The sequence below is a fragment of the Marinobacter sp. M-5 genome, from assembly GCF_032911545.1.
GTDB classification, from domain to species: Bacteria; Pseudomonadota; Gammaproteobacteria; order Pseudomonadales; family Oleiphilaceae; genus Marinobacter; species Marinobacter goseongensis.
On sequence record NZ_JAWJEK010000001.1, the window covers coordinates 273,226 to 296,991 of the forward strand.

General features: G+C 61.6%; 25 protein-coding genes. 11 read left to right on the top strand and 14 right to left on the bottom strand.

What is annotated here, in order from left to right; all coding sequences use genetic code 11:
- Positions 1-17: 17 nt before the first annotated feature.
- On the bottom strand, positions 18-1,292 hold the full coding sequence (locus R0125_RS01215; protein ID WP_248181470.1) for an ABC transporter permease: 1,275 nt from the start codon (positions 1,290-1,292) through the stop codon (positions 18-20).
- Positions 1,289-1,990 carry an ABC transporter ATP-binding protein gene (locus R0125_RS01220; RefSeq protein WP_317236849.1) on the bottom strand — a complete coding sequence of 234 codons (702 nt, stop codon included), beginning with the start codon at positions 1,988-1,990 and terminating at the stop codon, positions 1,289-1,291. The genes R0125_RS01215 and R0125_RS01220 overlap by 4 nt, the downstream gene beginning before the upstream one ends.
- Before the next feature lie 59 nt (positions 1,991-2,049).
- On the opposite strand from R0125_RS01220, the gene R0125_RS01225 reads away from it, so the two are divergent.
- Positions 2,050-2,586 carry a DUF3299 domain-containing protein gene (locus tag R0125_RS01225; protein WP_317236850.1) on the top strand — a complete coding sequence of 179 codons (537 nt, stop codon included), beginning with the start codon at positions 2,050-2,052 and terminating at the stop codon, positions 2,584-2,586.
- A gap of 17 nt (positions 2,587-2,603) precedes the next feature.
- Here R0125_RS01225 and R0125_RS01230 read toward each other — a convergent pair whose 3' ends face one another.
- A complete protein-coding gene (locus R0125_RS01230) occupies positions 2,604-3,200 on the bottom strand; it encodes a ZrgA family zinc uptake protein (protein WP_317236851.1) in 597 nt (198 codons plus the stop codon).
- Positions 3,201-3,341: 141 nt separating this feature from the next.
- Here R0125_RS01230 and R0125_RS01235 point away from each other — a divergent pair, with 141 nt between their 5' ends.
- The 5 genes from R0125_RS01235 to R0125_RS01255 are packed head-to-tail and all read left to right on the top strand — an operon-like array spanning position 3,342 to position 8,766.
- Complete coding sequence (locus tag R0125_RS01235) at positions 3,342-3,941, top strand: UPF0149 family protein (protein ID WP_317236852.1); 600 nt, start codon at positions 3,342-3,344, stop codon at positions 3,939-3,941.
- Positions 3,942-3,967: 26 nt separating this feature from the next.
- Entirely contained in the window at positions 3,968-5,287 is a 1,320-nt protein-coding gene (gene pepP / locus R0125_RS01240) for a Xaa-Pro aminopeptidase (protein ID WP_248181463.1), read from the top strand.
- A 4-nt stretch (positions 5,288-5,291) separates the two neighbouring features.
- On the top strand, positions 5,292-6,572 hold the full coding sequence (gene ubiH, locus R0125_RS01245; protein WP_317236853.1) for a 2-octaprenyl-6-methoxyphenyl hydroxylase: 1,281 nt from the start codon (positions 5,292-5,294) through the stop codon (positions 6,570-6,572).
- Positions 6,565-7,800 carry an FAD-dependent oxidoreductase gene (locus tag R0125_RS01250; RefSeq protein ID WP_317236854.1) on the top strand — a complete coding sequence of 412 codons (1,236 nt, stop codon included), beginning with the start codon at positions 6,565-6,567 and terminating at the stop codon, positions 7,798-7,800. Before ubiH ends, R0125_RS01250 begins: the two co-directional genes overlap by 8 nt.
- Before the next feature lie 51 nt (positions 7,801-7,851).
- Positions 7,852-8,766, top strand: coding sequence for a DUF808 domain-containing protein (locus tag R0125_RS01255; RefSeq protein WP_317236855.1), 915 nt, complete (start codon positions 7,852-7,854; stop codon positions 8,764-8,766).
- Position 8,767: 1 nt separating this feature from the next.
- Here the strand turns inward: R0125_RS01255 and R0125_RS01260 are convergent, their stop codons facing one another.
- The 9 genes from R0125_RS01260 to ubiE all read right to left on the bottom strand — a co-directional run bounded on the left by R0125_RS01260 (position 8,768) and on the right by ubiE (position 14,918).
- On the bottom strand, positions 8,768-9,487 hold the full coding sequence (locus R0125_RS01260) for a 16S rRNA (uracil(1498)-N(3))-methyltransferase (RefSeq protein ID WP_317236856.1): 720 nt from the start codon (positions 9,485-9,487) through the stop codon (positions 8,768-8,770).
- Positions 9,484-10,275: a twin-arginine translocase subunit TatC gene (tatC, locus tag R0125_RS01265; RefSeq protein ID WP_317236857.1), complete on the bottom strand. Its 792-nt coding sequence runs from the start codon at positions 10,273-10,275 to the stop codon at positions 9,484-9,486. The genes R0125_RS01260 and tatC overlap by 4 nt, the downstream gene beginning before the upstream one ends.
- Positions 10,272-10,661: a Sec-independent protein translocase protein TatB gene (gene tatB, locus R0125_RS01270; protein WP_317236858.1), complete on the bottom strand. Its 390-nt coding sequence runs from the start codon at positions 10,659-10,661 to the stop codon at positions 10,272-10,274. Before tatB ends, tatC begins: the two co-directional genes overlap by 4 nt.
- Before the next feature lie 11 nt (positions 10,662-10,672).
- Positions 10,673-10,909 (bottom strand): twin-arginine translocase TatA/TatE family subunit, encoded by a 237-nt coding sequence (gene tatA, locus R0125_RS01275; protein ID WP_248181454.1) that lies wholly within the window; start codon positions 10,907-10,909, stop codon positions 10,673-10,675.
- Between the two features lie 90 nt (positions 10,910-10,999).
- On the bottom strand, positions 11,000-11,329 hold the full coding sequence (locus tag R0125_RS01280; RefSeq protein WP_317236859.1) for a phosphoribosyl-ATP diphosphatase: 330 nt from the start codon (positions 11,327-11,329) through the stop codon (positions 11,000-11,002).
- Complete coding sequence (gene hisI, locus R0125_RS01285; RefSeq protein WP_317236860.1) at positions 11,322-11,759, bottom strand: phosphoribosyl-AMP cyclohydrolase; 438 nt, start codon at positions 11,757-11,759, stop codon at positions 11,322-11,324. Before hisI ends, R0125_RS01280 begins: the two co-directional genes overlap by 8 nt.
- 20 nt (positions 11,760-11,779) lie before the next feature.
- Complete coding sequence (gene ubiB, locus R0125_RS01290) at positions 11,780-13,423, bottom strand: ubiquinone biosynthesis regulatory protein kinase UbiB (RefSeq protein WP_317236861.1); 1,644 nt, start codon at positions 13,421-13,423, stop codon at positions 11,780-11,782.
- On the bottom strand, positions 13,420-14,079 hold the full coding sequence (locus R0125_RS01295; RefSeq protein ID WP_317236862.1) for an SCP2 domain-containing protein: 660 nt from the start codon (positions 14,077-14,079) through the stop codon (positions 13,420-13,422). The genes ubiB and R0125_RS01295 overlap by 4 nt, the downstream gene beginning before the upstream one ends.
- A complete protein-coding gene (gene ubiE / locus R0125_RS01300) occupies positions 14,079-14,918 on the bottom strand; it encodes a bifunctional demethylmenaquinone methyltransferase/2-methoxy-6-polyprenyl-1,4-benzoquinol methylase UbiE (RefSeq protein ID WP_317236863.1) in 840 nt (279 codons plus the stop codon). The genes R0125_RS01295 and ubiE overlap by 1 nt, the downstream gene beginning before the upstream one ends.
- A gap of 113 nt (positions 14,919-15,031) precedes the next feature.
- On the opposite strand from ubiE, the gene R0125_RS01305 reads away from it, so the two are divergent.
- Positions 15,032-15,310, top strand: a complete 279-nt coding sequence (locus R0125_RS01305) for a polyhydroxyalkanoic acid system family protein (RefSeq protein WP_317236864.1) — start codon at positions 15,032-15,034, stop codon at positions 15,308-15,310.
- Positions 15,311-15,334: 24 nt separating this feature from the next.
- Here R0125_RS01305 and R0125_RS01310 read toward each other — a convergent pair whose 3' ends face one another.
- The gene (locus R0125_RS01310) at positions 15,335-16,084 is read right to left on the bottom strand and encodes an FFLEELY motif protein (RefSeq protein WP_317236865.1); all 750 of its coding nucleotides are present in this window, start codon (positions 16,082-16,084) and stop codon (positions 15,335-15,337) included.
- Between the two features lie 73 nt (positions 16,085-16,157).
- Positions 16,158-17,081: an alpha/beta hydrolase gene (locus R0125_RS01315; RefSeq protein ID WP_317236866.1), complete on the bottom strand. Its 924-nt coding sequence runs from the start codon at positions 17,079-17,081 to the stop codon at positions 16,158-16,160.
- Between the two features lie 344 nt (positions 17,082-17,425).
- On the opposite strand from R0125_RS01315, the gene R0125_RS01320 reads away from it, so the two are divergent.
- The 4 genes from R0125_RS01320 (at position 17,426) to R0125_RS01335 (ending at position 23,766) form a co-directional block, all read left to right on the top strand.
- Entirely contained in the window at positions 17,426-18,841 is a 1,416-nt protein-coding gene (locus R0125_RS01320) for a wax ester/triacylglycerol synthase family O-acyltransferase (protein WP_410797537.1), read from the top strand.
- A 172-nt stretch (positions 18,842-19,013) separates the two neighbouring features.
- Positions 19,014-20,117 (top strand): porin, encoded by a 1,104-nt coding sequence (locus R0125_RS01325; RefSeq protein ID WP_317236867.1) that lies wholly within the window; start codon positions 19,014-19,016, stop codon positions 20,115-20,117.
- Positions 20,118-20,357: 240 nt separating this feature from the next.
- A complete protein-coding gene (gene nosP, locus R0125_RS01330) occupies positions 20,358-21,527 on the top strand; it encodes a nitric oxide-sensing protein NosP (RefSeq protein WP_410797538.1) in 1,170 nt (389 codons plus the stop codon).
- The gene (locus tag R0125_RS01335; RefSeq protein WP_317237942.1) at positions 21,505-23,766 is read left to right on the top strand and encodes a NahK/ErcS family hybrid sensor histidine kinase/response regulator; all 2,262 of its coding nucleotides are present in this window, start codon (positions 21,505-21,507) and stop codon (positions 23,764-23,766) included. Before nosP ends, R0125_RS01335 begins: the two co-directional genes overlap by 23 nt.

Here is a 23,766-nt window from a genome sequence, read left to right on the forward strand (position 1 = left end):
GTCACCTCAGGCGGTGATTATCCGTCGCTGCCATGACTGAGTCCGTGATGGCGGCTTTGCCGCCAGGCCTGCAGCGCCGGAATCAGTCCCACCAGCGCCGCCGTGGCAGGTACGGTGGCCAGGATCAGCCACTCGGTGGGCGCGAGTGGGCGCAAACCGATCTGAATGCCATGGTTTTCCAGCAGCCAGGGGCTGATCAGGGCCAGGCCGCCAGCACTGAGCGCCAGTGCCAGCAGGCAGGCGATCGCCGCCAGGGTGACGCACTCGATTACGTGCAGTGCCGCCACCAGTGACGGTGATGCCCCGGTGGCGCGGAGGATGGCAATTTCCCTCCCGCGCTGGGCCTGCAGGGTGAGCAGCACCGCGATCAGGCCGATCAGGCTGGTCACGACGACAAAACCGGTGATCCCCAGCAGGGCCCGCTCGAACTGTCCCATGATGCGCCAGAGCTCACTGAGGGCGACGCCCGGCAACACGGCGGACAGCGGCTCGTCACGGAACTCGTTGATCTGGCGCTGAACCTGGAATGTCATCACTTTGCGCTCGATGCCCACCAGCGCTGCGGTGATGGAGGAGGGCGTCAGATCCCGTTTCCGCGCCTCCTCCCGGGTCACGGTGCGACCCGGGATGGCAACGCCGGATTGCCAGCCAATGTGCATGGCTTCCATGCCTTCCAGACTGATGTACACCGCCTGATCCACCGGTGTGCCGGTGGGCGCCAATATGCCGGTCACCGTGAACGGGGTGTCTTTATGATTGGAGAAGCTGGTGCGGCCGCCGCCATGGGACAGGATGAGCTCGTCTTCCAGTGCGTGTTGGTGCTGGCGAGCAACATCGGCACCCAGCACCACGTCGAACACGTCCCCGAACCATTCACCCTGGCTCAGGCTCAGGGCTTCCTCCCGGCCAAAGCGGAAATGCTCGACAAAGCCCCGGTCGGTGCCCACCACACGGTGCCCGCGGTAGCTGTCCCCGAGAGACAGCGGCACCACCCAGTCAATTCGCGCATCGTCGGTCAGGCCCTGATAGGTTGACCAGCGGATGTTGTTGGTGGCGTCGCCGATGTGGAACACGGTGTACAGCAGCAGGTTCAGTTGGCCACTGCGGGCGCCGACAATCAGGTCGGTTCCGGAAATGGTGTTGGAGAAGGATTGCCGCACCTCGGTGCGCAGGTATTGCACGCCGAGCAGCAGGGTAACGCTGAGGGTGAGGGTCAGGGTGACCAGCGCCAGCACCCGGCGGCGATGCCACAGGCTGGCCCATGCCAGTGACAGGGCGAGGCGAAGTCTCATGGGCATACCTCCAGCACCAGCTCCTGGTCAAAATGGCGTGCCAGGCTCCGGTCGTGACTGACAAAAATCACCGACGACGCCGACCGGTGCGCCAGAGTCAGCAGCACGTCAATGAAACGGTCACGGTTGTCTGCGTCCAGGGCGGACGTAGGCTCGTCCGCCAGAATAAGCTCCGGTTGCCCGATTAATGCTCGCGCAGCGGCAACCCGTTGTTGCTGGCCAACGCTGAGACGGCCGACCGGCTGTTGCCAGTGGCTCTCGGGAATCGCCAGATCCCGCAGCAGGGCGGTGGCCTCTGCGCGGGCACTGGGGTGGGTCCGCTGCTGGCGTTGGGGTGACAGCCGGCAGGGCAGGGTGACATTGGCCAGGGTCGAGAGGTAAGGCACCAGGTTGAACTGCTGGAAGATCACGCCCATGTGGTCGGCGCGGAAACGATCCCGCCGACCGTTGCTCAGCGGGCCAAGATCCCGGCCCAGCAGTGAAATGGAACCGGATGCCGGACGCAGCATGCCGCCGAGAAGGCTCAGCAGGGTGCTTTTGCCACTGCCGCTGGCGCCCTTGATGAACAGGTGGCTGCCGGCGTTCAGTTCCAGATCGGGAAAGTGCAGGCTGGTGTGGCTTTTGGGCCACCGATAGATCAGGTCACGGGTGCGTACCGCGGCGGAACCGTCGGGCGGCATGGATGTCTCGGACGTCATGTGCGCATGCGCTCATTCGGTGTATGATCTGCCCATTCATTCACAGGCAGGCGGTTTTTATGTTTCTGGCAATGTTGACGCTTACTTCTTCCGGTCGTGGTACTCGACTCGCGCAAGGTCTGTTGGCGATAGTGCTGGCCGGTGCCCTGGGTATCGCGAATGCGGCCGATCGTGAAATAGACTGGCTGGAACTGATGCCGGAAGAGGACCTTAATCTGCTCGAGAGTATGCCAGAAATTGAGCATGATGGAGACGGTCCGGTGACGCTGCCGGATGAAATCATGACCGGTCGCGTGGTGCCGGAAATGGACGGCGTTACCGGCCGGATTCCCGGTTTTGTGGTACCGCTGAAAACCACTGATGACATGCGCATTCTGGAGTTCTTCCTGGTGCCTTATTACGGCGCCTGTATCCATGTTCCGCCACCACCGCCCAACCAGATTATCCACGTGAAGTACAAGGAAGGTTTTACCCTCGAGGCACTCTACGATCCGGTCTGGATTGAGGGCGAACTGGTGGTGCAGAATACCGAGAACGACGTTGCCAAGTCCTCCTATTCCGTGGTTGCCAGTAAGGTCGAACGCTACCAGGAATAAGGCAGCTGGCCCCGGCTTCAGTCTCCCAGGCTAAAGCCGGTCTGACCGCCCTCCAGTCGCGCGCTGCCCTGTGCGGTTTCGCTTACCCACTGCACCGACAGCACCTCGATCTCCGGGAATCTGGCCATCACCTCGGCCGTGAATGTCTGATCTGCGCTCATGTCGCTGCAGTCGAGTTGTTGCGTTACCTCGTACTCCCGATGACCTTCCTGTCCGTGACCGTCATCGTCATGCTCGTGATGGTCGTGATGGTCGTGATGGTCTTGGTGGTGCCGGTCATGGGGGGCACCGGAAGCGTGAACCTCGGCCGCGGTCACCGTGCATGAGCCTGCGTTCACGTCCACCAGTGGCTGTGAGCTCAGCCATTCCGCGATGTCCTCGAGGCGCTGTTCTTCCTCGGGGGTTCGCGCGTCGCGCTCGAAACCGGCGAGGTTGTGAGCCGGTGAGGTGAAGATCAGGTCCACTCGATTGGCCTCAACCGCCACCTGCAGTTGAGCGTGGCCGTGGCGGTGGGCGCCGGGGTTCTCGGTCGCGAGGGCGTTGGCACCCAGTACAGCCACCGTCAGGCTGAGGCAGGCGGGCAGGGTGTGGCGCAGGGGATGCTTGGTGTTCATGGCAAGTCCGTCCGGGATATTTTGATATGTTATAACATAATTGATCGGATCGGGTCGGGAATCAAGAGGGCGAGTGCCTTCGATCCGCCCCGATGCTACGATAGTCCCCTAAATTCAGTGAAACAGGTAAGCGCCTTTCTCATGTCAGAAACCGACACAACCGGTGCCGCCCGCGCCGCCGCTTTTGAGCGTTGGGCCAATATGTTCACCGCCCACAAAGCCTTCAGTCACCCGTCCGAGTTGCACGGTGTTTTGTGTGGGCGGCTTGCCGCCGGTGCACGTATAGATGAATCAGAATGGCTCGCCATGGTGTGCGAGCACATGGGCCTGCCGGAGACCGCGACCGGGGAGTCCGACGGTCTCAAGGAATTCATGCGGGCCGCCTACGACCAGACCCTGGCGTTGCTGAAAGCCGCCGACATGAGTTTCCACCCGCTGCTGCCGGATGACGATTACGCCATCGACCAGCGTCTGGAAGCGTTAACCTCCTGGGTGCGCGGGTTTCTCGAAGGTATGGCACTGTCGGCGGGCGAGTCCCTGGGTCAGGCCCCGGACGAGATTCGTGAGCTGATCGAGGATATGGTTGCCATCAGCCAGGTGTCCGAAGACGAGGAACCGGACGACGAAAGCGAACACCAGCTGATCGAGATAGTGGAATACGTGCGCCTGGGCGCGCTGGCGGTGTTTACCGAATTCAATCCGCCAGAGAGACCGGCCGCCGATACTCCGACACTGCACTGAGCAGGTACCTGCCTGCAGGAGACATTATGCCGTCAATGATACCCGTTAAAGAATTTGCCGATCGCCGTCGCCGACTGATGGAGCGGATGGCACCGGACAGCATTGCCATCGTCCCGGCAGCGCCGGAATGCGTGCGCAACCGCGATGTACTGCATCCGTTCCGTCAGGACAGCGATTTCCAGTACCTGTCAGGGTTCGGCGAACCTGAGGCCGTGCTGGTACTGATTCCCGGCCGTGAACACGGCGAATCGGTGCTGTTCTGTAAGGAGCGCAACCCGGAGAAAGAGCTCTGGGACGGTTTCCTGGCCGGCCCGGAGGGCGCTATCGAGACGTTCGGGCTGGACGACGCCTTTCCCATTGCCGACATTGACGACATTCTGCCGGGCATGATTGAGGGTCGCAGCCGGGTCTATTACCCGCTGGGCAAGGACCACAACTTTGACGCCCGGGTGATGGACTGGGTCAAAGTGATCCGCAGCAAGGTACGGGCGGGTGCCCATCCGCCGGGGGAATTTGTGGCCCTGGAACACCTGCTCCACGACCTGCGGCTTTATAAAAGCGCGAGCGAAGTCAAAGTGATGGCGAAAGCCGGCGAAATCAGTGCCGAGGCTCATTGCCGCGCGATGCAGCGCGCCCGTAAGGGCGGTCACGAATACAACCTGGAAGCCGAACTGATCCATACGTTCATGGCGCACGGTGCCCGCACTACGGCGTACCCCTCCATCGTGGGTTCCGGCGCCAACGGCTGTATCCTGCACTACATCGAAAACAGCGCGCCGCTGAAAACGGGCGACCTGGTGCTGATTGATGCGGGCTGTGAGCTGGAATGCTATGCCTCCGACATCACCCGCACCTTCCCGGTCAGCGGGCGGTTCAGTGCGGAGCAGAAAGCGCTGTACGAAGTGGTGCTGTCGGCCCAGTACGCGGCCATTGATGCCGTGCGCCCCGGCAACCACTGGAACCACCCCCACGAGGCGGCCCTGCGGGTACTGACCCAGGGCCTGATTGATCTGGGGTTGCTGTCCGGCACCGTGGATGACGCGATTGCCAGTGAGGCGTACAAACCCTTCTTCATGCATCGCACCGGTCATTGGCTGGGGCTGGATGTTCATGATGTGGGCGACTACAAGGTGGGCGACGCCTGGCGGCAGCTGGAGCCGGGCATGGCGCTCACGGTGGAGCCGGGTCTTTACATTGCGCCGGACAACACCAGCGTGGATGAGAAGTGGCGCGGCATCGGCATTCGCATAGAAGATGATGTGGTGGTGACCAAAGACGGCTGCCGGGTTCTGACCGAGGCCGTGCCCAAGACCGTCGCCGAGATTGAAACCCTGATGGCGGACTGACCCGGTGACCCGAACCGATACCGATCTTGTCATTGCCGGGGGCGGTCTGGCCGGCGCAACCCTGGCGCTGGCCCTGGCGAAAGTGGTGCCCTCGTTGCGGGTGACCGTGGTCGAGGCGTTCCCGTTGTCGCCCGACGCCCTGCCGGAGAGCTACCAGCCCAGCTACGACGCCCGGTCCACGGCCCTGGCCTGGGGCTCGCGGCTGATCTTCGAGCAACTGGGGCTCTGGTCGAGGCTGTCGGCGCACGCCACCCCGATTGAACATATTCACGTATCTGACCGCGGTCGCTTCGGTGCCACGCGTCTGCACGCGGCGGAACACGGTCAGGCGGCGCTGGGCTATGTGGCCGACAACCGCTGGATGGGGCTGTGCCTGATGCGAGAGCTGCTGGACACCGGAGTACAGTGGGAAGCCCCTGCCGAGGTGGTGGATATGACGCCGCTGGCGGAAGGCGTCAGGGTGTCAGTGCGGTCCGGCGAGGCAACCCGGGAGCTGACCGCTCAGTGCCTGGTGGTGGCGGATGGCGGCCGCTCCGGCCTGCGCGACACCCTCGGCTTCCAGACCCGGACCCACGACTACGGCCAGCATGCGCTGATCGCTAATGTGTCCACCGCAGACAGTCATCGGTTTCATGCGTTCGAGCGCTTCACCGACGCGGGCCCGATGGCGCTGCTGCCGCACGGTTCTGCCAGCCGTCCCGGCCACCAGTCGGCCCTGGTATGGACCCTGACCAACGAAGTCCTGGACGAGCTGCTTGCTCTGCCTGACGACGACAAGTGCCGGCGGCTGCAGGAGCGCTTTGGCTGGCGGCTCGGGCGCTTTACCCGCATCGGTGCGTGCAATCATTACCCCCTGAAACTGACCACGGTCGACGAGCCGGTGCGCACCGGGGTCGCGTTGGTGGGCAATGCCGCCCATGCCCTGCACCCGGTGGCCGGGCAAGGGTTCAATCTTGCCCTGCGTGGATTGATGACTTTGGTGGAGCAGTTCCGTCTGGCCGTGGCTCAGGGTGCGTCGATCGGCGACCTGGCTGTACTCCGCCGTTACCAGACGCTGCACCAGCAGGACTGGCAGCAAACCGTTCAGTTCTCGGACTCGCTGATCCGGATTTTCGGGCAATCCCTGCCACCTCTGGCGTTGGCCCGCGATGCCGGCCTGGTGGGCCTGGATCTGGTGCCGGGCGCCAAGCGCTGGTTTGCCCGCAAGGCCATGGGCATCGGTGGCCGTCGCGCGATGATTGATCATCCTTCCGCCACTCACCGGGAACCGACGAACCATGACTGAATCACAAACCTTCGACATTCTCGTGGTCGGCGGCGGCATGGTGGGCTCGGCGCTGGCGCTGGGGCTTTCCCGCCAAGGCTGGCGGGTAGCACTGGTGGAAAGCAGTGAGGGCCAGAAGCTGTTGCAGGCGCCGGCGGCAGCACAGGGAGTTGAGGATTTCGAACCGCGGGTCAGCGCCATTTCCGCTGCCAGTCAGCGCCTGCTGGAACAGTTGGGAGTATGGGGTGAGATTACCGCGGGCCGCCATTGTCCGTACCAGACCATGACGGTGTGGGACGGTGACGGCACCGGCCGCATCCAGTTTGAGGCGGCGGAGCTGCAGGCGCGCTCCCTCGGTACCATCATCGAGAACCGCCATATTGTACGGGGCCTGTTTGCGGCCCTTGCGGACAGCGATGTCGAGCTGTTCGATGGCGTCAAGGTGACTGGCTGGTGGCAGGATGACGCGCGTGCTCAGGGTCCGCGTGGCATCACTCTGGAGGACGGCCACGTGTTGGCGGCACACCTGGTCGTGGCGGCTGATGGCGCCCACTCCCGGCTGCGGCAATGGGTGGGTCTGCCAACCCGTGAATGGGATTATGATCAGCAGGCCATCGTCTGCACGGTCCGGACTGTCCAGAGTCACCGCTTTACCGCCTGGCAGCGGTTTTCTCCCACCGGCCCTCTGGCGTTTCTGCCGCTGCTGCCTGAGAACGGCGATGAACATTACTGCTCCATCGTCTGGTCCCAGGATACCGAAGAGGCCCGCCGCCTGATGGCATTGGATGATTCGGCCTTCGCCGGTGAGCTGGAGCGGGCGATCGAGCGTGAGTTGGGTGCGGTCGAATCCGTCTCCCGACGCTTGGCTTTCCCACTACGCCAGCGCCACGCCAAGGATTACGTAGCCCCGGGGTTTGCGCTGGTAGGGGATGCGGCGCACACCATTCACCCGCTGGCAGGGCAGGGCGCCAACCTGGGTTACGGCGATGTACGGGCCTTGTTGGATGAGCTGTCGCGGGCCAGAAAGGCCGGTCTTGGGGCTGCGGATGAGTTTGTGCTGGCCCGCTACCAGCGCCGTCGCAAGGGCGAGAACCTCACCATGATGGCGGCCATGGAAGGCTTCAAACAGCTTTTCGCCCGAGACGAACTGCCACTGCGCTGGTTGCGTAACACCGGCCTGCGCTGGTTGAATCAGCTCGGGCCGGTAAAAAACCGCATTGCCGCCGACGCTATGGGGCTTGATGTCTGACCAAGGCCCCGGGTTCTGCCCTCCTGACTTGACACTACAAGGGAATGTTTTATGGCCGCAAGTAGCCTTCTCATATTGATCGATGATATTGCGACTGTGCTGGACGACGTGGCGCTGATGACCAAGGCCGCCACCAAGAAGACCGCCGGTGTTCTGGGCGACGATCTTGCTCTGAATGCCCAGCAGGTTACCGGGGTGAGGCCGGCGCGGGAGTTGCCGGTGGTCTGGGCGGTGGCAAAAGGTTCCATGATCAACAAGGCCATCCTGGTGCCGGCAGCCCTGGCCATCAGTTTCTTCGTACCCTGGCTGGTTACGCCATTGCTGATGCTGGGAGGTGCTTTTCTCTGTTTCGAAGGCTTTGAGAAGCTGGCACATCGGTTTCTGCACCGGCAAGAGGATGACGACCACAAGGCCGAACTTCATCAAGCCCTGAAGAATCCCGATGTTGATATGAGGGCGGTGGAGAAAGACAAGATAAAGGGCGCCATACGCACCGACTTCATCCTGTCTGCAGAAATCATCGCGATTACGCTGGGTACCGTCACAACACAGACATTCGGAATGCAGTTTATGGTAATGACGGTGGTGGCAATCATGATTACGGTGGGGGTTTATGGCCTGGTTGCCGGCATCGTCAAGCTGGACGATGCCGGCCTGTACCTCAGCCGCACGGGCAGCGCCGTTGCCCGGAAACTGGGAGAGAGCATTCTGTGGCTCGCGCCGTGGATGATGAAGACCCTCTCGGTGCTCGGCACCATCGCGATGTTCCTGGTCGGCGGCGGTATTCTGACCCACGGTTTGCCGCCGGTCTATGACGCGATACATCAATTTGCAGAGGGCTTCAGTGGCATCACTGCCATGCTGATCCCGACGCTCGCGGACGGTGCGTTCGGGCTGGTGGTGGGGGCCTTGCTGGTGGCGTTGGTGACGCCGCTGTTGGCATGGTGGCAGGACCGGTCTGCCTGAGTTACCGGCAGGGATCGAACAGGCGGCTGACCAGCACCGGCACCGCTGTTTCCACTCTCAGAATCCGGCGCCCGAGATGGACGCCTTCGCAGCCGGCGTCTTCCAGTTTGCCAACCTCGTACGGGGTGAATCCGCCTTCCGGGCCGACGCAGAGTGCGGCGGGCTGATCGAGATGGCTGGGGCAGGGCGCCGCCGTGCCGGGATGGGCGACCAACGCCCGCTTCCCCGCCAGCAACGCCGGCAGCTCATCTTCCACAAACGGCTTGAACAGCTTACGGATGTGAACTTCCGGCACTAATGTGTCCCGCGCCTGCTCCAGTCCCAGGGTCAGGTTTTCGCGCAGGTGCTCGGCAGACAGCCAGGGCGTCTGCCAGAAGCTTTTTTCCACCTTGTAGCTGTTGATCAGCCAGATGTCCTTGACCCCCAGAGTGGCGCAGGTCTGAAGGACGCGGCGGAACATCTTCGGCCGGGGCATGGCGAGAATCAGGGTCAGGGGCAGCGGCGGGGGCGGCGCTGCCGTCAGTTCCACCTGAATCTCGGCACGGGTGTCTGTCAGTTGCAGTACCCGCCCGCTACCGATGTTGCCGCCGGCCCGGCCTACGGGGATCAGATCGCCCTCGGCAACTTTCAGTACCTGGTGGAGGTGGGTCAGACGGCGACCGGTCAGTACCGCCCGGTCAGCGGCAACAAAGTCTTCGGTGAACAGTAAGGCCAGATTCATTCGCCGGTTGCTTCGCTCGATTCTGTGTCAGCCGGTTTGCGCACCGCCAACCGGCTGAAAATGATGCCCAGCTCAAACAGCAGCCACATGGGCACTGCCAGCAACGTCTGGGAAATGATATCCGGGGGCGTCAGCAGCATGCCGATCACAAAGCAGCCCACCACGATGTAGGGGCGCTTGGCGGCGAGATCATCCGGGGTAGTGGCGCCGGTAAGCACCAGCAGGATGGTGGCGATGGGTATCTCGAACGCCACGCCGAAGGCAAAAAACATCTTCAGCACGAAATTCAGGTAACTGGAAATGTCCGGCAACTCCACAATGCCTTCTGGTCCGATGGCCGTGAAAAACCCGAACACCAGGGGAAACACCACGAAATACGCAAACGCCGCACCGAGATAGAACAGGATCACCGACGTGAACAGCAGCGGAAATGCCAGGCGCTTTTCATGGGCGTACAGGCCCGGTGCCACAAAACTCCAGAGCTGGTAAAGAATCACCGGAATAGCGACGAATACGGCCAGCACCAGGGCCAGCTTCAGGGGGGCAAAGAAGGGTGAGGTGATGTCGGTGGCGATCATGGTCTGACCCACTGGCAGCAGCTCCCGCAGTGGCTGGGACAGCAGCAGATAGAGCTCGTTGGCAAACGGATAGATGGCGGCAAAACAGACGATGACCGCCAGCACCATTTTCAGTAACCGGTTGCGCAGTTCCAGCAAATGCTCGATCAGTGGCATTTCCGGGTGCGAGGTGGGGGCATCCGGGGTTTGGCCGTCAGTCGTCTGGGTCATGAACGGGTATCCGAGGCGTCGTTGGCCGGAGTGTCAGCCTTATCAGCTTCGTCAGCAGGCGCCCGGCTGGCCGGTGCCGGTTTTGGTCGGGTGGTCTGATCGTCCGGCAGTATCATATGCTCGTACTTCTTGGCCTCGTCAAGGGCACCGCGAACGCTCTTTTCGACATCCTCAAGCCCCACATCCCCGGCTTTGCGCAGCTCTTCCCGGATTTCCTCCGCCTTCAACTGGCGATCAAGCTCCGTGGTGAACTGCGTGACCATGCGGCGGGCAGTGCCAACCCACCGCCCGGCCGCGCGGGCGGCCGTGGGCAGACGTTCGGGGCCAAGCACAAGCAGCGCAATCACGCCGCAGATCAGGAGCTCGAGGAAGCCGATATCAAACATTCAGCTTGGTCTCAGCCAGTGGTCTTGTCCCGGGGTTTCTCTTCTGCCTCGGCCTTGTAGGCCGCGGGCTCGTCCTTGCCTTCCAGAGAATCCTGCTCGGCGGGCTTGCTGTCGTCGTCGCTCATGGACTTCTTGAAGCCACGAATGGCACCGCCGAGGTCCGTGCCAATGTTGCGGAGCTTCTTGGTTCCGAACAAGAGGATGACAATGCCGAGCACGATGAGAAGTTGCCAGATACTGATGCCCATGACGGGGTCCTCGTTTAAATGTTTCTGTCACATACCATTGTACGTTACCGGGTCAGTCTAGCGGAAATTCCCCTCGGGGGTAGCCGCTAATTATTCGCCCCGGGATGCCTTCTCTTCCAGACCGGACAGGTCGAACCGGCGGGCCAGCTCGTCCACAACGTCTTTGGGACCCAGGCCGAGGCGTGAAAGCATCACCATGGTGTGGAACCACAGGTCGGCGGTTTCATAAACCACTTCCCGGGTGTCGCCGTTGTGCTCCGCGTCTTTTGCTGCCAGCAGGGTCTCGGTGCACTCCTCGCCCACCTTCTCGAGAATCTTGTTCAGACCCTTGGCGTGCAGGCTGGCAACGTAGGACTTGTCGGGGTCTGCGTTTTTTCTGGCTTCCAGTACCTGCGCAAGCTGCTCGAGTACGTCACTCACTGTGTGTGCTCCCTTTGGTCTTTCCGTAGATGCTGTCCGGGTCCTTGATCACCGATGCGGTGGTCACCCACTGCCCGTCTTCCAGTTTGCGATAAAAGCAGCTACGCCGGCCGGTATGGCAGGCAATGCCGCCTTTCTGTTCCACCTTGAGCAGGATGACGTCTTCGTCGCAGTCGAGGCGGATCTCGGACACCACCTGCTGGTGGCCGGAGGTTTCGCCCTTGCGCCAGAGCTGGCCGCGTGAGCGCGACCAATAGACCGCCTGGCCTTCCGCCGCGGTGAGTTGCAGGGATTCGGCGTTCATCCAGGCCATCATCAGGATGTCGCCGGTGGCGGCGTCCTGGGCAATGGCAGGGACCAGGCCGTCGGCGTTCCAGCGGATGGCGTTCAACCAGTCAGGGCTATCGACTTTAGGTGATGAATCTTGCATTTCTGTGAATCCTGAAAATGTTACCGGCTGCCCCGGGCAACCAGCCCGGCGGCGACCGCAAGCATGGCCCAGCCCAGAGGCGGCATGGATTGCGCCACGGCCGGAAGTTCGTAATGGGCGCTGGCCCAGGCTCCGCTCACCAGGAGCAGGGCGATCAGGGTTCGGCGCCAGCGTTTTTCCGCCCGTTTCTGGTTTTCCCGCAGCAGCGCCAGTGTAGCGCGATTCTGTGCCTCCGTGGGGCCTGCACTGCGTAACTGGACCAGCGTGTCGTGCACCAATTGTGGCATTTCCGGCGACTGCTCCAGCCAGGCTGGCAGGTGTGTCTGCAATGACTTGATCAGACCTGCGGGACCGATGCGTTTACGCATCCAGGCCTCGAGGAATGGCTGGGCGGTGCTCCACAGATCCAGGTCAGGGTAGAGCTGGCGGCCCAGGCCCTCCACGTTCAGCAGGGTCTTCTGCAGCAGCACCAGCTGCGGCTGCACTTCCATATTGAAACGGCGGGCGGTCTGGAACAGGCGCAGCAGGAAATGACCGAACGAGATGTCTTTCAAGGGTTTCTCGAAGATGGGCTCGCACACGGTTCGAATGGCGGCCTCGAATTCGTTGACCCGGGTATCCGGTGGCACCCAACCGGACTGGATGTGCAGTTGCGCCACCTGGCGGTAGTCACGGCGGAAGAACGCCAGGAGGTTGCGGGCCAGGTAACTCTGGTCGTCCGGCGCCAGCGTGCCGACAATCCCGAAATCGATTGCAATGTACTTCGGATCCGCCGGGTTGCTGACGTCCACGAAGATATTGCCAGGGTGCATGTCGGCGTGAAAAAAGCTGTCACGGAACACCTGGGTGAAAAAGATCTCGACGCCTTTTTCCGCCAGCACCTTCATATCGACACCGGCGGCCTGCAGCGCCGGCACGTCGGCGATAGGGATGCCGTGAATGCGCTCCATCACCAGTACCGTCTTGCGGGTGTAATCCCAGTCAATGAACGGGATGTAGATCAGCGATGAGTTGTCGAAGTTGCGTCGCAGCTGGCTGGCGTTGGCGGCTTCCCGTTGCAGGTCCAGCTCGTCGTGAATGGTGGCGTCGTAGTCCTCGACCACTTCCAGGGGGTGCAGGCGTTTGCCCTCGGCCCAGTATTTCTCCAGCAGCCCCGCCATCAGGTACATCAGCGAGAGATCCTGTTTGATCACCCGCTCAATGCCCGGGCGCAGTACCTTCACCACCACGCTCTGCCCATTGGGCAGTGTGGCGGCGTGAACCTGCGCCACCGATGCCGACGCCATGGGGTCGGCGGAAAACTCGGCGAACAGCTCGGAGACCGGCGCGCCCAGAGAGCGCTCAATGATCTCCCGCGCGGACTCGCTGGGGAACGGCGGCACCCGGTCCTGCAGGTGCTTCAGTGACTCGGCCATGTCATCGGGCAGCAGGTCGCGGCGGGTGGACAGTATCTGGCCGAACTTTACAAACACCGGGCCCAGCTCCTCCATCGCCAGACGCAGGCGATCACCGCGGCTCAGTTTCGGTTGTGGAAAAAGGTGCCAGGGCGCCAGCAGGAACAACACCTTGAGGGCGACGGGCAGCTCGGCCAGTGGCAAAAATGTGTCCAGCCGATAGCGACAGAATACCCAGGCAATTCGGAACAGGCGTTGCAGGCGGGTCACGGTGTCTCCGGTGGCTCGTGTCGGGTGTCAGGGGTGGGGGCGGTATCGTGCTGAAGTTGCGCGAGGCGGGCCGCCAGGCGCTCGGTGCGCAGGCTCAGCTGGTCGATGTCCTCGAAGGTGGCCTCCAGCTCCCGCCGGCCGGGCAGGGCGCGGCTTTCCTCATGTACGTATTCTTCGATGTTGGCGTTCAGGGCGGCAAACGCCTGCCGGCTCCACTTCACTGCGCCGCGGATACGCTGGCCGACAAAGTGCGCCGGTACATCGCCTAGGTGATTGGCCAGAGCAGCTTCCCAGTCCGGCTGTAACTGGTTCAGCGCACGCTGGAACTGGTGGGCCAGGGCGGTATCGCCGCTGACCTCAAGGCGTCCCATTTTGAACACCTGGTCGTCGCCGCTGGCCAGCGCTGCAAAAGCCATGGGTTTGCCGGCCAGTTCCAGGGCCGGGTTGTCCACCGGCTGACTGCTGACCTGAACACGCTCACCGCAGGGGAACAGGGTGAGCGTCATTGGCAGCGGCGCTGTCAGAGAGAACTGGACCGGCCCGGTCAGGGCACCCAGCAGTGCTTTCCGCCCGGCGGGGTCGAGCTCGAGGGCGCGGTTCAGCGCAGCCTCGATCACCGCCGTCATGGCGGAAAGCAGAGTAGGGCCCGGAAACATCAGGGCTTGATTCCCACGTGCAGGGCAACGATGCCGCCGGTCATGTTGTAGTACTTGCAGTTCACCAGCCCGGCCTGCTCCATCATACCCTTGAGGGTATCCTGGTCCGGGTGCATGCGGATGGACTCGGCGAGGTACTTGTAGCTCTCGCTGTCGCCCGCGATCAACTGGCCCATCAACGGCAGCGCGCTGAAGGAATACATGTCGTAGGCCTTGTTCAACAGCGGATTGGTCGGCTTGGAGAATTCCAGCACCATCAGCTTGCCACCCGGCTTGAGAACACGCTCCATGTCCCGCAGGGCCTGATCCTTGTCGGTGACGTTACGCAGGCCGAAAGCGATGGAGACGGCGTTGAAGGTGTTGTCCGGAAACGGCAGGTGTTCAGCGTCGGCCTGAACGTACTCGATATTGCCGGCATAGCCGCGGTCGACCAGACGGCCACGTCCCACCGTCAGCATGGAGGCGTTGATGTCCGCCAGTACCACTTTGCCGCTGGGGCCTACCAGGTCCGAAAACTTCATGGTCAGGTCGCCGGTGCCGCCGGCGATATCCAGCACCTGGTGCCCCGGTCGCACGCCACTGAGTTCGATAGTGAAGCGCTTCCAGAGGCGGTGAATTCCCATGGACATGAGATCATTCATCATGTCGTACTTGCCGGCTACACTGTGGAAAACCTCCGCCACTTGCCCGGATTTCTGGCTTTTCGGCACATTGCGGAAGCCAAAATGGGTGACGTCGTCCTGCGGGTTGCCGGAGGCGTTGTTGACCGACGGGCTGGCCGCATTATTGGCATCGGAGCTGGCGATGTTCTCGCTGGCCGGCGTTGGTTGCTCGCTCATGGGGATGTCCTGTCAGAATCTGAACCCCGTATTCTAACGGTTAGGGGGGTAGCTACAAGTTTATTACCCCCTTAAACTATAAAACCTTTCAATTTTTCAGAGAAAGCTGATTCATGTCTGTCATCGACGTTCATCGCGCCCATTCCATGGATAAGGCACACGCTCGCCAGGCGGCTGAAACACTGGCCGAAGACCTGTCAAAACAGTTTGATGTGAACTATCAGTGGGAGGGCGACGTGCTGCGCTTCAAGCGCAGTGGCGTGAAGGGACAGCTCAATATCACCCACAACGACCTGCATATCCGGCTGGAGCTGGGGATGCTGTTGCGGCCGTTCAGATCCCGCATTGAGCAGGAGATTCATTCACAACTGGATCAGATTATTTCGGCCTGATCGGCCCGTGCCGGCCGCGCCCGGTCACAGGTGATCGGGAAGCCGGAACGGCTGCGGGTGTCCCTGCAGAATGTTCTCCATCACCTGCTGCTCACGGGTGACCAGTCGCTCGATCAGCGCCTCCACCTCATCCATCTGCCGGAATGCGGAATAGCCCCGGTGCAGGAAGCTGTGCAGATCGCTGAGATCCGCCATCTCGGCGGGCCCGCGGGTCATACTCAGAAGCCAGCCCAGCGTGCGGTTGCGCACGTAGCGATCCAGCTGGCGGCCAACATCGGCAACCAGCAGGATCTGGCGTTCACGGCGGGCCAGTTCTGCGCTGGCACAGAACGCGGCGCAGTAATCGGCATCCGACATCCCAGCGATGACAATGCCGCGCATAACGAGTTGCTCGGCCATTTCCAGGTCCAGCTGCTGGGTGATCAGATTCAGCTCCACCAACCCTGCGAAGGTCTCCAGCAGGTTGTCCGGTAGCCACTTCACCAGTTTCGGGAACACGCGATCAACGTTGTCGTCTCGTCGCGTCATGCTGGTGGGGGCGTATAGATCGGTCAGCAGGAATTCCAGACCGGTGTGATAACCGGGGTGCCGATAGAGATCGTGATGGGTGTTGCGCAGCCGCTCAGCTTGCCATTCGGCCACCCTGAAGGTGTCGGCCAGCCGGGGATGGGCGGCTTTGTGTTGCCGGAAATCGTGGTAGTCGATCAGCAGACCCTGGAGTTTGCGGGCGCTGTCGGTGCGGACGTCAGTGACGACAAGGCGCTCACGGTACATTTTGGGGGGCGCTCCGGTAAATCGGTGTTGGCAAGCTCGAAAGTTTACCGGAGCGTGAGGTTAGATGGCAGTGTCAGGCCTGGGCGGAGGCTGGCAGGGTTTCAAACCCTGGCACCCACTCCTTGCTGTCCAGAGTGATGAAGTGACTCGGCGCCTGGGTTTCCACAATGCGCATGGTCGTCGGGCTCTGTCGTGCGCTGGCCAGCATCGCGTTGCGGTCCAGAATCCGGTCCACAGCAGGAATCAGGAAGGTGCCGTGGCGCACGTTGTTGTAAACGCTGGTATCGGTGCGCTCCATCCAGTCCATGAGGTTCTCGAGGTTGCGCACAATGGTCAGGTGGTCCTTGGTGGACGAGAACAGTTTGCCCAACAATTGTTTTTTCCGCGGATTCATCCGCCCGAAAAAAGTCTGGCCGTAGGCGGAGGAGGGCGCGCTGTTGATCAGACGGATCAGCCAGGGCCACATGCCGTGGCTGACCGGCTCGAGAATCGCAGTGACCAGCGCATGCAGACGGCCCTGAGGCAGAACCGGGGCCTCCAGCACCACTTCTACGTTCTCGTACAGTTCCGGCCATTGGCGGATGGCTTCAAGAATGACCGCGCCGCCGCGGGAATGGCCGTGAACGCGAATGTTGTCCGTACCTGGCAGGTTTGAAACCGCCTGGTTCAGGATGCAGGCGTCGTACTCGATGGTGCCTTCCAGGTGTTTGATCGGCACTTCCCAGTCCGGGGCTTCCGGCGTCACGCCGTTGACCGGGATGTGGTAATTGCTGCAGGTCAGCAGGATCAATTCCGTGGTCGGCGCTTCATAGGCCTGCGTGAAGTAACAGTGATTCTCCAGGAACCCGTGAACACCGATGACCGTCTGCTCTGCCTTGCCGCTGTGGTTGCGGACAGAAACAGCGCCCTTACCGACGCGATAAACCCGGCCTGAGAACATCTCGGAATAGGCGCTCTCGATCGGTTTTATCAGTTTTCGAACGTGGCTCGCTTTCATTACCGTTCTCCTGTCAGCACCGTGAAAGACTGTTATTGGTGTTGGACTGCGCTGATAGTCACTGTTGTATCGCGTTCACCGGCCGGCGTTATTGGCACGGGCTACCCAATTTACGGTGGTCCACGGCCAATAGTCTGCTTGGTTTGCTGAAAAAACCCTTGGCCTTCAGTCATAACCATTTCACTAATCCTTATAACCAGTATAGAAGTGAAGGGTTACACGCGTGTAATTTTTTGTAATTTGGCGGGGTGGCCGGTCTTATGGAGGCGACATCGGTTGTCTGGCACAATGTGGGATTCGCCTGACACTTTTGTTCTATCCATTCACCCCGGGGACAGCCAGATTTGAACCAAGAGGACTCACATCTCCTGTTACCTGTGGACTCGGCATGGCTGGCTCTGGAGCGCCCCGAAAACCCCATGACCATTACCGTTATGATGCGGGTGGAGGGGTTGACGGAATCTCGCCTGCGGGCATTTCTGGACACCTACTGGCTCGCCTGGGCGCGGTTCCGGTATCTGCCGGTGCGGCGCGCGCCGGGTTGGTGGTGGCAGGAGGACACCGTGTTCGATCTGCGCCACCATCTCAAGGTCGCTCCAGAGCCTTTTACCAACATCGAACTTCAGCAGTGGGTGTCTGCCCGTCTGAACCAGCCATTGCCGCCCTATCGACCACTCTGGAAGTTCTGGCTTGCTCCCCACGCGGAGGGGGGCGCGGCGCTGATCCTGCGCATGCACCACTGCTACGCCGATGGTTTGTCACTGCTCAGTGTGTTCGAACGCATCTGCCCGCCATCGCCACGCCAGCTGCCAGCCATTTATGGTGGCCCCGAGCAGGCCGACCTGCAGCGTTGGACCATGGCCGCCGGCAGTTGGCTGAAAGATCTGATTGGTGAAGAAGTGGCTGCCGCGTCCGGCTCTCGCTCAGGTAACGCGGGCGGTGAGACCGAGGGCATGTCCGGCAGCCTCGAGAGCGCCGGTCGTGTGCTTGAGCGTGTGGCTCACTCCGGTTTGAAGCTGGTGAATGAAGTCAGCCAATTTCTGGTTGAGCCGGAGGATTCGCCCTCCGCCCTCAAACGCCCGTTGCTGGGGCGCCGGCAGTGTTGCTGGTCGGCTCCGGTGGCCCTGGATCGGTTCCAGCAGATCGCCACCACCACCGGTGTGACCATCAACGACGTGCTGCTCAGCTGCGTGGCCGCTGCGGTACGCAAACAGCTTGCCGCCGGTCAGAGCGACCTGGATGAGGCTGTTCTCCACGCCGCGGTGCCGGTGGACATTCGTAGCCAGTTACCGGCGGGCATCAAGCCCGATCCCGGCGCTCTGGGTAACTGTTTCGGCACCGTGTTCGTGCCCCTGCCGGTGGACGGTGCCAGCCCGCTGGAACGCTTGTACCGGATCAAGCATGAAACCCGCCGGCTCAAGAAAAGCTGGCAGCCCGGGATTGCCTGGGGCCTGACTGCCAGCGCCTCACTGGTGCCTGAGCCGTGGCGGCAGCCAGTGGCTGACGTGTTCTATCGCAAGGCCAGCGCGGTGGTGTCGAACGTGCCCGGGTCCCGGGAAGAGCGGTATCTGGCCGGTTGCCGCATCACCGAGCAGATGTTCTGGGTGCCCCAGGCCGGCGATATTGGCCTCGGGGTGAGCATTGTCAGCTACGCCGGCCAGGTCCAGTTCGGCATCGTCGCGGATGAAGCCGTGCTGGATTCCCCCTCGCAATTCCTTGCGGACTGCCTCGAAGAGCTGCACGCCTTCAGCGGGTCGTAATCCCAAAGTCCTGTTTTGCTGGCCTCCTAAAAGATCAGCAAACCTGCTCCCTTGACGCATTTCCCCTGATAGCGCCTTCGCCGACGATGAAAGTCAGGCGACAGAGCTGCGCCTGGGACCATCGGATGATTCGAGGTTCCGATCCCAGATTTCCAAAAACAACGGGGGAACTATGAACAACAAATTTCAGAAGTCCGGACTGGCAATGGCGCTTGCCGTCGCATTGGGCGCCAGTGGCGGGGCTCATGCCGCGATTGATGTCTATAACGAGGATGGCACCAGCCTTTCGGTAGACGGCTACTTCAATGCGTTTTACGTCAATCGTGATGACAAGGTGGCCGATACCCGCAACTCCGACGTCAAGATGGGTTTTCTGCCCAACACCATCGGCTTCAACTTCAGCAAAGAGATGGGCGATCTGACACTCGGCGGCCGCTCGTCCTTCTGGACCACGATCAACGACAGCCTGCAGTCACCAACGGACACGGCCATCGATGTGCGTCAGTTTTACGCAACGGTCGAAGGCAGTTTCGGTCAGGTGCTGATTGGTAAGGACTTCGGCCTGTTCTCCCGCTCCAATATCTTCCTGGACGAGATTCTGATGGGTTTCGGTTCTCCCGGCGCCGCCACCGGTGTTTCCTTCGGCAACATCCGCACCGGTTACCCTTACCCGAATCCGTCCGCCCAGATTACCTATCGCACGCCGGACCTGGGCGGTCTGAAGGTGGCTGCCGGCATCTTCGAGCCTGCCAATACCACCCCGGGTGCCGAATCCGAGCAGTCTGCCCCCCGTTTTGAGGCGGAGGTGACCTACAGTGCCGACCTCAGCGGCGTGGCTCTGACCGGCTGGCTCAATGGTCGTCACCAGAGCTCGGAGAATGCCACCACAGAAGTGGATAGCCAGGGTCTTGGCTATGGCCTGAAAGCATCGGTGGCAGGCCTGTCGCTGACGGCTTCCGGTTTTACCTCCGAGGGTGACGTGCCGGTGCTGCTGTCAGACACCGCGGCGCCTATTGCCGAAGAAGACGCCGACGGCTATCTGATCCAGGGCTCCTACACCTTGGGCGCAAACCGGTTTGTGGTGTCCTACGGTGAGACGGATTCCGACCAGGGTGATTTCGAAACCGAGAACACCTCGGTCGCTGTGTTCCATGACATCAACAGCAACTTCAAGCTGGTGGCGGAGTACAACATGTTTGAGCAGCAGATCAAGTCCACCGGTGCTGACGCCGCAGACGCCGACACGCTTGCTCTGGGCGCGGTTGTGATGTTCTGAGCAGCCACCGGCCGGATTGGCGGCAGGACGCCGCTGCGGCGGGCGGGTGCACGTAGGACTAAAGTGCCGGTTTGCCTCCGAGCAAACCGGCAGCGCCACCAGGCATTGATTCAGGGGGTAATTTAATCAATGGCTTACGACCATTTTGGCGCGCCCATCAAAAGCACTGAAGTCGCATTGGCTGCCTGCGCGAATGCCGTAGAATCGGTAGAAAGCCAATCGGTTTCGGGATCTCCGTTTATGAGGCCAGTGACCACTCTGCCTGCCGTCCGGGTTGCGAGCTCCAACGTTCGAGACCCCATGCTCGCGGCCACCAACCTGGCCAGCCAGTTGCACCATGAGCATTTGGGCTGCGTGCTGTTCTTCTGCTCCGCAGAATACGATCTGGGTCGTCTTGGTATTGCGTTGGAACATGCCTTCCAGGGCATCCGCGTGTGTGGCTGCACGTCAGCAGGGGAAATCACGCCCGACGGCTACGGCCGGGGCTGTATCACCGCCATCGGCTTCGATCAACGCTATTTTGCCATCGACTGCGCGCTGATCCGCGAGTTGGACCGGTTTACCCTGCAGAGCGCTCAGCGGGTGATCGACGGTCTGCTGGCCACCTGCCGGGACGCGAGGCTGGCCCCGGTCAAAGGCAACACGTTTGCCATTACCTTGCTGGACGGGCTTTCCAGCCGTGAGGAGCTGGTGTTGGCGACTCTCAACGCCGCACTGGGCAGCATTCCTCAATTCGGCGGTTCAGCGGGGGACGACGAGCGCCTGGCCAATACCCATGTGTTTTTTGATGGCCAGTTCCACACCAGTGCCGCTACTGTCATGCTGGTGAACACGCCTCTCGATTTCCGGGTATTTTCCACCCACCACATGGTTGAGCGCGATGACAAGTTGGTGGTCACCCGCGCCTGTGCCCAGAGCCGCACGGTGTTCGAGCTTAACGCAGAGCCCGCTGCCGATGCCTACGCCCGGGCCGTGGGTGTCGACGTGGAAGCGTTGGACCGCAAGATGTTTGCGCTGCGGCCTCTGGGGGTGAAAATCGGTGGTCATTATTTTGTGCGCTCGATCCAGCGGGTGAATGCGGATAAAAGCCTGACCTTCTACTGCGCGGTGGAGACCGGCATCGTGATGACCGCCATGGAGCCGGAATCGCTGCTGGACAGCGTGCGCATCCAGATTGAGGCGGCCGAGCGAGACGTGGGGCCACCGCTGGTCACCATCGGCTGCGACTGTTTTCTGCGGCGCCTGGAAGCCGAGCTGACCGGCGAGGTGGACGCAGTTTCGGAGTTTCTCAGGCACCACAAGGTCATTGGCTTCAACACCTACGGCGAGCAGTTTGACGGTATGCACATCAACCAGACGTTTACGGGGGTGGTCATTGGCCAGCCTGATGTCCACTCCGGACAAGACTGAGGTTACTGCGGAAGTGGATCGGGACCGGCGTGTCGCCGAACTTGAGGCCGAGAACGAGCGCCTGCGAAGGATCCGCGATGCGCTGATTGTCCGTGTGGAATCGGGCTCGTCCCACAAGCCGGAGCCGTACGCCGCGTTCGAGCATTCGGTGGTGCTGGCGGAGCAGGTGCGTGAACGCACCGATGCCCTGAACCAGACCATGGAAGAACTGAAGAGCAGTAACAAGGCACTGAACCGGGCCCGAGAGGAAGCCGAGACCACCCGCCAGCGTCTGAGTGATGCCATTGAGAGCATTGCCGATGGCTTTGTACTGTTTGACCGGCAGCACCGCCTGATCCAGAGCAACAGCCGTTTCCGCAGCTACTGGCGTTGCGCCGGACTTGAGGCACCGGAGCCGGGGACCTCCATCAGTGAGGTCAAGGCGAGGGCCGTCAACTCGGGTCTGATTGTCGAGGAGCACAGTCACGAGGAGGCCGAGGGGGTGGTGTTCCTGTTATCCAATCGTCGCTGGGTGCAGATGACCGAGCGGCCAACCCGGGAAGGTGGCCTGGTGGTGCTCTACTCCGACATCACCGACGTCAAGAACAGCGAAATGGCCCGGCGCATCAAGGCGCTGGAAGAGAGCGAGCGCTGGATCCGGGTGGTCACGGACCACGTGCCGGCGCTGATTGCTTACATCGGCGCGGACATGACCATCCAGTTCTGCAACAAGGTCTACGCGGCCTGGTATGGTCGCGAGGGAGCCTCGCCTCTGGGCAAGCGCCTGGATCGCGTTCACAGCCCGGAGCTCTATCAGCGGCTGTTACCCCAGATTCTGGAAGTCATGGCGGGTCACAATGTGACCTTCGAGTTCGAGGAAACCGGTGAGCAGGGCGGAGTGCGCCATATGCTCCGCTCCTACGTGCCGAATGTTGACGACCAGGGCGACATCGTCGGTTTCTTCGTGTTGATTCGTGACATCACCGAGCGCCGCAAGACCGCATTGGCGCTCGAGCAGGCCTATGATCACCTGGAGCGTCGGGTCAAGGAGCGTACCGCGGCCCTCACCGGCCTGAACAGCCAGTTGCGTCAGGAAATCGCCGAGCGGGCCACGGTGGAAGCCCGCTTGCGGGATGCCAAGCTCGAGGCAGAGCGGGCAAATCTCTCCAAAACCAAGTTTCTGGCGGCGGTCAGCCACGACCTGTTGCAGCCACTGAATGCGGCCCGCCTGTTCACCAGTGCGCTGCTGGAGCAATCCTTCGGGCCCAAGGCCGAGGGCCTGGTGCGCTCGGTCAGCACGTCGCTGGATGACGTCGAAAACCTGCTGGGTACGTTGGTCGATATTTCCAAGCTCGATGCTGGTGTGATCAAGCCTGACGTGACCGCCTTTGATCTGCGGGATTTGTTGAACAACATCGCCCGGGAATTCCGGCAAATGGCCGTTGCCGAGGGACTCAGCCTGGACTTCGTGCCGTGCTCGGTAACGGTGGAATCCGACTCCCAGCTGCTCGCCCGCATTCTCCGCAATTTCCTCACCAATGCCATCCGCTACACCGGCAGCGGCCGGATCCTGTTGGGCTGCCGCCGGCACAAGGATCATGTGTTGCTGCAGGTCTGGGACACGGGGCCGGGGATACCGGCCGACAAGTTGACGGAGATCTTTCAGGAATTCAAACGTATCCGGCCCACGGGTTCGCAGCCCGACAAGGGGCTGGGGCTGGGATTGGCCATCGTGGACAAGATCTCGCGCATCCTCGGGCATGAAGTCACGGTCTCCTCCGTTGAAGGCAAGGGCTCCGTATTCAGCGTGAGAGTGCCCCTCGGTCAACTGCAACCGAGGAGGCCGGTGGCGGACCAGAATCGGGTACCGGCTTGTGACGGTGGCCTTGGCGGCGCGAGGATCTGGGTGATTGATAACGATTCGTCCATCTGCGAGGGCATGAAAACATTGCTGGAAGGCTGGGACTGCCGGGTGGTCACGGCGGTGTCTCTTGACGATCTCGAGCGCCAGCTGGACCCGGCCACCGGCTTGGTGGACCTGATTCTGGCGGATTACCACCTGGACAATGATGAAAACGGCGTGGACGTGGTAGCGGAAATCAACCGCCGCCGCCATGATCCGGCATCGGTGGTGATGATCACCGCCAACTATACCAACGAGCTCAAACAGCACATTCGCGAGCTTGGCCATCTGCTGATGAACAAGCCGGTGAAGCCGCTGAAACTGCGCAGCGTGTTGAATCACCTCTTGCGGGGGTGA